Source organism: Pseudoalteromonas sp. SWYJ118 (genome assembly GCF_015864505.1).
Taxonomy (GTDB): Bacteria; Pseudomonadota; Gammaproteobacteria; order Enterobacterales; family Alteromonadaceae; genus Pseudoalteromonas; species Pseudoalteromonas arctica.
Genome location: NZ_JADYXC010000002.1, coordinates 84,223 through 95,704, shown reverse-complemented (window position 1 = coordinate 95,704; position 11,482 = coordinate 84,223). Strand labels below are relative to the sequence as shown.

Here is an 11,482-nt window from a genome sequence, read left to right as displayed (position 1 = left end):
AAAGTAGGGGATATACTATTTTTACGGCTTTTTTCTCATCATAAAAAAGCCACCTACCTATGCATGAAAAGTCATAGCAAGAATAAATGGCTCTTTATTAAAATGTTTTTTGGACTGAGCTTATTTTATTACACTTTTCCAATGCTCAAATCAGGTATTAAATTGAGCCTGTTATGAATGGCATGATGTATGAAAGATAACTTAGTTCGCACCGCTTGAGTAAGTACAAATGGGTAGGCATCGGCAAGTCCCATGCTGCGATTTAGTGAATTTAGAATGATCGAAAATTCCATCCAAGTATCTAAAATAGCATCAATCGATGTTTGCGAATTAAAGTAATAAGCACTTTGTGGCAATCGAAGCTCGTCTGCTTCTTCTAATTCAAACTCATTACCCGTTGTTGAGCCTGTAATTGAAAAGTTTTTGGCTGTTTCTAAAGTATCGATAATATGCATGTAATGCGCCCATGTTTCTGCCCAGTCTTCATAAGGGTGCATAGTAGCGTATTCACTAATAAAGGTTTCATGCCAGTTAGCTGGCGCACCTTGCTTGTAATGAGTATCGAGCGCTTGCTGGTAATCTAATTCGTCATCACCAAAATATTGCTTACATAAAGTATGTTTTTTTGGTGAATTTGCGATTAGTTGATCAAAATAATAATGACCAAGTTCATGGCGAAAATGACCAAGTAAAGTCCGATAACGCTCACCCATTGCTATTTTAGCTTGAGAGCGTGCTACGTCGTCTGCTTCAGCTAGGTTTATAGTGATATGCCCGCAATCGTGTCCTGTAAATACAACGTCCTGACCTATAATAGGGCTTACAAAGTGATCGCTTACGTTACGGTCTGCTATAAAATCGAAGCTTAATCCGCTTTCAGGTTCTTGAATCGTTGTATTTAAAGGGAGTGATAATGACTTTAATGTATACAAAGCGCGACGTTTTGCTGTCTCCATTTTTTTCCATAATGGAATATGTTCAACAATACTTAAATCGGGCACCGTTTCATTAAAGCGGCACGAAAAACACAGCACTTCGTCTTTATCGGCAACAGGTATAAATGTGTCTAAATTAACCATACCATTGCATACGTGATACTGAGCGTTGTTATCACATTTTTTATAAAAAACTTCAGGCGCTTCTGCTTTGTAAAATAACCCCGATTGCTCATCAATTTCATAGGGTTCAACTTGGTCGAACTCATCATCAATACCCACGGTTCTACCGCAAGCCAAACAATGGCTGCTTTCAAAAAATAAAATAAGTTGATCTGTGCAATTACATTTAAATGTTTTCATATGTTACCGAATAAAAAAGAGACCGTATAAACCACTTTTACTTAGCGCTATGCTATTGGAGGATAGTGGTTAAATCCTTTTTAAAAGTTCAGACTTTTTAATATTAAATTCATCATCACTCAACGCATTAGAGTCGCGAAGTTGTGCTAACTTTTCAATAATTTGAAGTGTTTCGTCTACCGAGTATTGCCCCACAGTATTATTAGCCGGTGCTTCAACTTGGTTTGGTGTTAACGATGCAAAATTCGGCTGCGTTACTTGCTGCGTAAAATCTTTTTGAGGTTCTGGAGGCGTTGGCGTTTGCCCTGAAATTAATGGCAGGGTATTTACATTAATTGTCCCCCACTGACTGTTAAATGTAAGAGAAGTATTATTGCCTTGCTGTTGGCTTACACCACCAATATTATGATCTAACGTGTCGTATACGCTCACTTGTCCATTTAATTCAACGGCTAAGCGATTAGGGAATATAGCGTAGCGAATATTATTTTGCGCACCACTGCTAAATGGGCTGCCTAGATTACCTGGCCACCATTGATTGCTGCCAGGCGTTCCTGCAGGAATAACCGGAAATATTTGGTTATTGCTCAATATATTAGCAAGTTCGTTGCACAAGTTATCAACGGTTGATTTTAAACCGTTGTTAAACATGTCGCCAACCATTGTCATTCCGCCACGCATCCATTGACCAGAACCACCAAGTTCTGGGCAATTAAACTGTGCCATTGAGCAACCGCCGTTATTAACGCTAACTAACATGTGAATTACTGCATCGTGACTGAGGTTATAACGAGATGCTATACCATTAACTAAGTTTTCACCGACATCTGTTAGCTTTTGCATAAGAAAATATCCTATTAGGTAGATTGGGTTGATTTAAAAAAACTTAAATACGCTAGGGCGTGTTGATTTTTTGGATTGAAATTTGTTCAATCTAGGGGCGATTTAATCGCGGCGCGAGGTTTGTAACCTAGTGGGCTAAGTAAAAACCGAGCAACAAAGAGTCAATCGTCCCTAGAAAGAACCCAAGGGCAGCGCATGTTTGGCATTTATGCTGCGTTATCGCCTATGTATAGGGAACAACCATACATCATAGACTCTGCCTTGCTTAAATACCAAACACACTGCTGCAAATTCAACCACCAAAGATCAACACGCCCTAGTGCTGCATTACCTTTAGCATTGATGATAATGAAAAATTAACAGGTTAGTGAGGTGTGCTGGTTTTTCAAATTGGACGTGTTCTGTTTTGTTTGAAATTAAAACACACCACTGTAAAACTAATCTTTAAAACAAGCATCTTTGTATTAAAAGTTGCTTGTTTTATCTCATCGAGATTGTTAGTTTTACTGTAACGTAAGCGGTTAAAAATCGATCTAGTATAGCACCGTTACTTACTTTAACAGCAGCTTTATTGTGAACTATTTCTTACTATTTAATGATTATTTTTAATGATTTTTAAACTCTAAATAAATACTTTTAATTATAACCGTTTAGCGTTATAAATAACGGAGTAAGTATTTTGAAAAATTAACTTTATTTGTTTTATTTCAATATTTTAAATTAATTAGCTTTAATTGTAAGTTATTTTAAAGCACTATTTTGGTGCATTTTCTGCACCATTAAAAATCTAAAATTGATGGTTTAAATTACACTAAGTTTACTATTTATTGAATTGGTGTGTTTTTCCTATTAATTAGGTCAAAACCTTTATGCATAACGTTGCTTTGTGTAAGAGCCGCGAGTGGATGAACAGTACTACTTAAGCAAGTCTTTTGGTATAAAAATTGCACAAGTGAATTAGTCCAAATAATATTTTCAGCGTTATATTGTGGCCATACATTATTAAAGGGGAATTAATAGATGACAATTACAGTTGGGATTTCGCACCATACTCAGTATAAATACGATCGGTCAGTTAATATGGGGCCGCATATATTCCGATTACGTCCAGCGCCACATAGCCGTACAAAAATTAAAAGTTATTCTTTAAAAATAGTTCCAGAAGATCATTATATAAATTGGCAACAAGACCCTTTTGGTAATTACCAAGCGAGGGTGGTGTTTAACAAGCCAACTACCGAATTTAGTTTTACAGTTGATTTGGTCGCCGAACTAACGGTTATTAATCCTTTTGATTTCTTTTTAGAAGATTACGCCGAAAACTTCCCGTTTGTTTACGATGCTATTTCAAAGTCAGAACTCACTCCTTATTTAAAAAAACGCAAAGCCAGTCCAAAATTTAAAGAATTAATTGAATCTTTAAACCCTAAAGAGCCGCTTAGAAGCGTTGATTTTTTAGTGGCTGTTAATCAAGCTATTTATGAATTAGTAGGTTATGGCATTCGTTTAGAACCCGGTGTGCAAACGGCAAACGAAACAATAAGTAAAAAAACAGGTTCGTGTCGTGATTCTGCTTGGTTGTTAGTACAATTGTTTCGTCATTTAGGGTTGGCATCTCGATTTGTATCGGGTTACCTAGTACAGCTAACCTCAGATCAAAAATCACTAGATGGCCCAAGCGGTCCAGAAGAAGACTTTACCGATTTGCATGCATGGACCGAGGTGTATATTCCGGGTGCAGGTTGGATAGGGCTTGATCCTACCTCGGGTTTATTTGCTGGTGAAGGTCATATTCCATTGGCGTGTACGCCAGAGCCAAGCTCGGCAGCGCCGGTAACCGGCGGTATAGACGACTGTAAATCGGAGTTTAGCTTTTATAATAAAGTAACGCGTGTACACGAAGACCCACGTGTTACTAAGCCTTATTCTGAGGCGCAGTGGGCGGCAATTAACCGCTTAGGTCAGCACGTTGACAATGTTTACAATGAAGAAAACATACATTTAACTATGGGTGGCGAGCCTACGTTTATTTCTATTGACGATATGGAACATCCTCAGTGGAATACTGATGCCGATGGTAAAGAAAAAAGAATATTAGCTCAAAATTTATTTGTAGAAATGAATAAAGTATACACAAAAGGTGGCTTTACTCATTACGGACAAGGTAAATGGTATCCGGGTGAGCCATTACCACGTTGGCAATATGCGTGCTATTGGCGCAAAGACGGCGAGCCTTTATGGCAAGATGCTGCACTATTAGCCGATCCTAATAAAGATTATAAATTTGATCATACCGATACTAAAAAGTTTGCTGATAAACTGTGTGACTCACTTGGTCTTGAAACCAAGGCACTTACTACGGCTTATGAAGATTTTTTATATCACATGTGGCAAGAAGCCTCATTACCTACCGAAATAAAGCCAGATCAACCAGAACTTCTCCATGCAATGAGCCGAAAAGGCTTTTTAGCTAAAATGGATAAAGGCATAGAAAAGCCTGTTGGCTATGTTCTACCTTTAAAATGGAACGATAGTAAAAACTGTTGGCAGTCGTGTACGTGGGAGTTTAAACGGGGTCATTGTTTTTTATTACCGGGTGAATCACCACTTGGTTATCGCCTACCTTTAGACAGCCTTGAGTGGAGCGGCAATATTATTGACCGCGACCCATTTGATATTCCAGAAAATTTTACCAAAGCTAAAAAGCTTAAAAAGGGCTTTATTGGTAAAGAAATGGTTAAAACTGCGCTTGTAATGGAAGTGAGAGAGGGGCGTTTATATATATTTATGCCACCAACAAGTCATTTTGAACATTACATGGGTTTAATAAGTAGTATAGAGAGTGTGGCTAAAGAACTTAAAATGCCGCTTGTTATTGAAGGCTATAGCCCACCTAAAGATAGCCGCGTAGAAAAATACGCTGTAACGCCAGATCCAGGTGTTATTGAAGTAAATATTCATCCTTCAACATCGTGGGATCAATTAGTCAGTCGAACTACAACGTTATACGGTTTAGCAAAAGAATGCCGATTAGGTACCGATAAGTTTATGGCAGATGGTCGCCATACTGGTACTGGTGGTGGTAACCACGTAACGCTTGGTGGCGAAACACCTGAGCAAAGCCCATTTTTACGCAGACCTGATATTTTAAGAAGTTTTATTACCTATTGGCAGCATCATCCTGGTTTGTCGTATTTATTTTCGGGGCTTTTTATTGGTCCTACAAGCCAAGCGCCGCGAGTGGATGAAGCCCGTGATGAAGTTTTATACGAGCTAGAAATTGCCTTTTCGCATATGCCCGAAGGTGAGGTGCCTGAACCTTGGTTAGTTGATAGGTTACTGCGTAATTTATTAGTGGATTTAACGGGTAATACACACAGAGCAGAGTTTTGTATTGATAAGCTCTATTCACCCGACTCAGCCACAGGTCGTTTAGGGATTGTAGAATTTAGAGGTTTTGAAATGCCTCCACATTCACAAATGAGTTTAGTGCAAATGCTACTGTTGCGTACTTTACTTGCTTGGTTTTGGAAAAAACCTTACCACAAGCCATTAATACGTTGGGGTACAGAGTTACACGACAAGTTTTTATTACCACAATATGTAGAAAACGATTTAGCTGAAGTAAGCCGCGATTTACAACAGGCAGGTTTTCAATTTCAGTTAAGTTGGTTAAATCCATTTTTTGAATTTAGATTTCCGGTATGTGGCACGCGAGAACTTGATAACGTAACACTTGAGCTTAGAACCGCAATCGAGCCTTGGCATGTACTAGGCGAAGAGGCAAGTGCGTCGGGTACGGCGCGCTATGTAGATTCGTCATTAGAAAGAGTACAAATAAAAGTACAAGGAACAATGAGCGATCGCTATGTTGTAACGTGTAATGGTCGAAGAGTGCCGCTTAAACCGGTTAAAGGTAAAGCAAAAGATGAAATGGTCGCGGGTATACGATACAGAGCTTGGCAACCACCTACAGCGCTTCACCCAACTATTGGCGTACATGCTCCATTAGTTTTTGATTTAATTGATACGTGGGAAGGTCGTTCAGTTGGAGGCTTTGTATATCATGTGAGCCATGCTGGAGGTCGTAATCCTGAAACACTACCGGTTAATGCATTTGAAGCCGAAGGGCGCAGAGTTGCAAGATTTTGGGAGCATGGGCATACACCATCGTTACTTGCATCAGCAGAACCAAGCTGGAGCCCATCGGCGGTTACGCATAGTTTTCAATCGGCGCAAAGCGCAAGTGAATACGTGGTACCTGATGAAGAAAGTAGTAATCCTGATTATCCAAATACCTTGGATTTACGCAGGCAGCCTAACTTTAAATAATAATTGATAGTTGTGTCATTCCACTTTGAAATTATTTAAAGTGGAATGACTAAATATTTTTAAAGCATCATTATGAACACGGCTATTTACTATAAATTGGAGCGCTTTCAGCTTGTATATTAACAATAACGCGATGCCGGAATTGCCTGAGTGGTTGTCTTTATACCTTGATAAATCACATGGACATGATGAACTAGCAAACCACAGTGGTTTAAACCCAGACCATTGGGATACTTTATTTAAGCGTTTAGCTAGTCTAACAGCAGATGATGTTAGTAGCCGCGCTACAGAAATTAGCCAATTGCTACAAAATGGCAATATTAAAAATGAAAGCAATAAGCAGTGGCATTTTGACCCATTGCCATTTATGTTATCTAAAGCCGATTGGGCGTTGCTCGAAGAGGGAATAAAACAAAGAACCCTTTTATTAAATAAAATTCAGCAAGATATTTACGGTGACCAAACACTATTAGTTGATGGTCATATTCCTGCAAAGCAGCTTTTTCAAGACCCTAATTACTTACGCGAAGGTTTTAGTTTACCTAGTAATGAATTAACACTTTTTTTTACTGCATTAGATGTTTACCGCACGCCAACAGGCGAATTTAAAGTATTAAGCGATCATTGTCAGTGCCCGTTAGGCTTAGGGCTATTAATTAAAAGCCGTATTATTGCAAGGCGTGTAATGGCTGAAGAATTTGCCGAATGTAATGTTCAGCAAATTAAAGAATTTTTAAATTTATTCCAAGAGGGTATTAATGAATATACCCATTATATGGATGACCCACGAATTGTAATTCTCACCCAAGGAATTGATGACCCTAACTACAACGAGCATGCATTCCTATCTACCTACTTTGGCTACACGTTAGTACAAAGCGCCGACTTAACCGTACGTGGTGGTGACGTTTGTTTAAAATCGTTACAAGGCTTGGGTAAAATTAATGTCATTTTACGCTGGGTTTCTGATCGTTGTATTGACTCTTTAGAGCAAACTGAATATTCACTTCATGGTATTCCGGGCTTATTACAATCGGTACGACAAGGGTCGGTTAAGGTTTTAAACCCGTTTGGTAGCGGTGTGCTCTCGTCACCTTCAATAAAGTGCAACTTAGAAAAGTTATCGCAGCAAATTTTAAAACAACCGCTGTTATTAGGTGAGCCAAATTATTTAAGTGTAAAAGAAGCGCAAGCCGTTGATTGGAATAACCTCGAACTACTATCTGCTATAGACCCTACACTCAAGTTAGATGGAGTGTTAGACGAGCAAGAAATAAAGCTACTTATTAGCAAAGAACCCGATAATTACTTTTTCCAAGAAAAACCTTCTTTTAGCAGTGCACCATTTTGGCATGATGGGCAATTAATCTCCAAGCCAGTGGTGTTTAGATGCTATGCATTAACCACAGAAAATGGCGTAGAAGTACTTCCTTCAGCACTGTGTTTTTCGAACGAAAAAAGTAACAACCCGAGAATATCTGGTTGGATCAAAGATACATGGATAAATACAGCCGATAGAGTTGATTTAGGCGAGCATAATCCACCGGTGCCAATTAGAAAAAGAATGGATGTAACGCTACTCGAAGGGGTTATTTCGAGCCGTACGGCTGAGCACCTTTTTTGGTTGGGTCGATACTTAGAACGCTGCGAAAACACCATACGTATTTTGCGTATTTTTATAGACAAGTACACCGAGTTTTCTGTTTACCCAGATTCAATACGAAAAAGTATAGTTGCACGGCTTTCTAATGCCATTAGGTCGCAGTATATTGTTTATCCCTATATAGAACCTGATTTAAAACTAGATGGCATTGATGTAAATCTGTCTAAAGAAACTGCTTTTCAACTCCTTGCAGACGAGCAATGCGCTGGCAGTATTATTAATACATTAAAGTACATTGCAAATGCGTCGGTGCAAATTCAAGAATTACTATCTCATGATAGTCGCCGAATAATTGATGATATTAATGAGCAAATTAAAGTATTTAAAAATGTAAATATTAATATTCCAACACGTGCAATGCAAAGCAGCCTAGATAGAGTTATAGGCTCAATTATGGCTTTTAATGGCTCGATTACAGATTGTATGCCAAATAGTAATGGCTGGTTTTTACTCGAAATGGGCAGAAGAGTAGAGCGTAGCTTACAAATAACATCATTAAGTGCGGCTTTATTAACCAAAGAGTTAGACGAGCCCGAAGAGCTTGGCTTACTTGAAGCAGTGCTAAGTTGCCAAGTTAGTTTAGTTACGCATAAGCGCCGATACAGAATGTATCAAACCATTGGTACAGGGCTTGAGTTATTACTTTTAGATGCTGAATACCCACGTTCTTTATTATTTCAGTTAGAGGAAATTAATAAGTTGTGTAAGCATTTACCCACAAAACGCAGACAAGGCGTAATTGCGGCACACGAAAAAGCAATTTTACTTTCTAAAACAAGTTGTTATGTAACTGAGAAAGATTACCTACAAAAAAGTGAAAATGGACAACGTAACCAGTTAATCGAATTTAACCATAATACGCGTATGAACTTAGATACATTTTGTGATGTATTATTACTACAGTATTTTTCTCATACCCAAACGGCAAATAAATTGAACTGGACTAATATTGAGCAAGCTCAATCGTGAAATATAAAATAAAGCACTCGACTACATACAACTATTCAGACTTTGTTAGTTTGTGTCAAAACCAAGCGCGATTAACGCCAAAAACGAATCGCGGGCAAATATGCCACAGTAGTCGTGTAGAAATTGAACCTACACCGACTTACTTACAATCATTTACTGATTATTTTAATAATCAGGTAACAGCGTTTGAAATAGCAATACAGCATAAAAAACTTAAAGTAACGATGATCAGCGAGGTAGAACTGTTAGTCGGCGCTAATAGTAATTTAGAGAGCGTTGATATTGCTTGGCGAAAAGTACGTGATTTATTGGTTAAACCAAATACAGCGGAATTATTAAAAACGTCTGAATTTGTACTACCTTCACAGCTTATTCCAATAGATAAAGGAATTAAGGAATACGCATTAATTTCGTTTGATGCACACAAAAATATAATTTCTGCATGCAAAGATTTAATGGCACGGATTTTTCATGAATTTCATTATGATCCTGGTTTTACAACAATTAGTACGCCTTTGAGCACTGTTTTTGCACAAAAAAGGGGCGTTTGCCAAGACTTTGCACACTTTGCGCTTGCATGCTTACGCAGCGTGGGGTTAGCAGGTCGATACGTAAGTGGGTACATAGAAACCATGCCGCCAGAAGGCGAAGAAAAGCTAGAAGGTGCAGATGCAACTCATGCATGGTTTGCGGTATTTGTGCCAAACTTTGGTTGGGTTGATTTTGATCCAACAAATAATGTTTTACCACGCGATCAGCATATTACTCTAGCCGTAGGGCGAGACTTTTCTGACGTAACTCCTTTAAAAGGAGTGGTATTTGGTGGCGGTAGTCAATTGCTTGATGTAGCGGTTGATATGATTCGAATGGAATAGCAGTTTAACTACGTCATATATGATGATGGATAAGGTGAAAGAGTGTATGAAAATTGATTGGAAAGCGTACCAAACAAAAGGTTTCTTTGATGAATTAATTGATGCACAAGGAAACATTAGATCGCATGGAACACAATTAGCACAATTTTTTGCTAATTTATCGGGCGAAGAATTAGTAAAAGCCAGAGCGGTTGCTGATTTAGCTATTAAAGAAATGGGTATTACTTTCACGGTTTACAACGAAGGTAATATGATTGATAGAGCCTGGCCGTTTGATATTATCCCTCGAACTATTGGTAAAAAAGAATGGCAAAGCGTAGAGGTTGGTTTAAAGCAACGTGTTGAAGCGCTTAACCTTTTTATAGATGATTTATACCACGACCAAAAAATAATAAAAGATGGTGTTTTTCCAAAAGGATTACTAGAAAAATCAGTTAACTTTCGCCAGCAATGCGTGGGAATAAACCCGCCAAATAAAATATGGGCGCATATTTGTGGCTCAGATTTAGTACGCGATGGCAGCGGTACAATGTATGTGCTTGAGGATAACCTGCGTGTTCCTTCTGGTGTATCTTATATGCTTGAAAATCGCTCTGTAATGAAGCGTGTATTCCCTGAATTATTTGAGCAAGTGTCGATTTTACCTGTTGATGATTACCCTTCACAATTATTTGATATGCTAGCGGCAATGTCGCCTCGTCCACAAGATAAACCAGAAGTCGTAGTACTTACTCCTGGGGTGTTTAACTCCGCTTATTTTGAGCATTGTTACCTTGCCCAAGAAATGGGTTGCGAACTGGTAGAAGGGCGCGATTTAGTTGTTGAAAAAGATGACTGTGTATACATGAGAACAATCACAGGGCTACAACGAGTTGATGTTATTTATCGTCGTATAGATGATTTGTTTTTAGACCCAGAAGCCTTTTTACCAGAATCCCAACTTGGCGTTCCTGGATTAATGCGTGCTTGGTCTAAAGGTAATGTTGCTTTGGTTAATGCACCAGGCGCAGGTGTTGCTGATGACAAAGTAGTTTACGCCTATGTACCTGAGATGATTAAGTACTACTTAGGCGAGGAAGCTAAACTGGCTAATGTCCCAACGTTCAAATGTTTAGACCCGAAAGAATGCGACCATGTGATTAAAAATATCGATAAGCTTGTTGTTAAACCAGCAAATGAATCTGGCGGATATGGATTATTAATTGGTCCTAAATCGACTAAAAAAGAACAAGAAGCGTGTATTGCTCAAATTAAAGCGGACCCACGAAACTGGGTAGCTCAACCAACATTAGATTTATCAACAGTACCAACATTTGATGGTAATAAACCAGATGGTCGACATACCGATTTAAGACCGTTTATTTTATCATCAGGTAAAGATACGCAAGTTACCACTGGTGGATTAACGCGTGTTGCTATGGTTAAAGGCTCTTTGGTGGTTAATTCATCGCAAGGTGGTGGCAGTAAAGATACTTGGATTGTTGACGAAGAGGCTAAATAAT

6 protein-coding genes are annotated in these 11,482 nt (G+C 38.5%); 4 read left to right on the top strand and 2 right to left on the bottom strand.

Going from position 1 to position 11,482, the window contains the following annotated elements; all coding sequences use genetic code 11:
- Positions 1 to 128: 128 nt before the first annotated feature.
- Together I6F48_RS03115 and I6F48_RS03110 are read right to left on the bottom strand one after the other, a co-directional pair.
- On the bottom strand, positions 129 to 1,298 hold the full coding sequence (locus I6F48_RS03115; protein WP_165727774.1) for a zinc-binding metallopeptidase family protein: 1,170 nt from the start codon (positions 1,296 to 1,298) through the stop codon (positions 129 to 131).
- A 69-nt stretch (positions 1,299 to 1,367) separates the two neighbouring features.
- Positions 1,368 to 2,141 carry an SHOCT domain-containing protein gene (locus I6F48_RS03110; protein WP_007585227.1) on the bottom strand — a complete coding sequence of 258 codons (774 nt, stop codon included), beginning with the start codon at positions 2,139 to 2,141 and terminating at the stop codon, positions 1,368 to 1,370.
- Between the two features lie 1,020 nt (positions 2,142 to 3,161).
- On the opposite strand from I6F48_RS03110, the gene I6F48_RS03105 reads away from it, so the two are divergent.
- The 4 genes from I6F48_RS03105 (at position 3,162) to I6F48_RS03090 (ending at position 11,481) form a co-directional block, all read left to right on the top strand.
- Entirely contained in the window at positions 3,162 to 6,473 is a 3,312-nt protein-coding gene (locus I6F48_RS03105) for a transglutaminase family protein (protein ID WP_197118778.1), read from the top strand.
- A 112-nt stretch (positions 6,474 to 6,585) separates the two neighbouring features.
- Positions 6,586 to 9,105 carry a circularly permuted type 2 ATP-grasp protein gene (locus tag I6F48_RS03100; protein WP_024611321.1) on the top strand — a complete coding sequence of 840 codons (2,520 nt, stop codon included), beginning with the start codon at positions 6,586 to 6,588 and terminating at the stop codon, positions 9,103 to 9,105.
- Entirely contained in the window at positions 9,102 to 9,980 is an 879-nt protein-coding gene (locus I6F48_RS03095; protein WP_165740826.1) for a transglutaminase family protein, read from the top strand. The genes I6F48_RS03100 and I6F48_RS03095 overlap by 4 nt, the downstream gene beginning before the upstream one ends.
- 46 nt (positions 9,981 to 10,026) lie before the next feature.
- Positions 10,027 to 11,481 carry a circularly permuted type 2 ATP-grasp protein gene (locus tag I6F48_RS03090; protein ID WP_197118777.1) on the top strand — a complete coding sequence of 485 codons (1,455 nt, stop codon included), beginning with the start codon at positions 10,027 to 10,029 and terminating at the stop codon, positions 11,479 to 11,481.
- Position 11,482: the final 1 nt, after the last annotated feature.

Coding starts and splice junctions, on each gene's coding strand:
- I6F48_RS03090 (WP_197118777.1), top strand. CDS start 10,027: ATGAAAATTGATTGGAAAGCGTACCAAACAAAAGGTTTCTTTGATGAA.
- I6F48_RS03110 (WP_007585227.1), bottom strand. CDS start 2,141: ATGCAAAAGCTAACAGATGTCGGTGAAAACTTAGTTAATGGTATAGCA.
- I6F48_RS03105 (WP_197118778.1), top strand. CDS start 3,162: ATGACAATTACAGTTGGGATTTCGCACCATACTCAGTATAAATACGAT.
- I6F48_RS03115 (WP_165727774.1), bottom strand. CDS start 1,298: ATGAAAACATTTAAATGTAATTGCACAGATCAACTTATTTTATTTTTT.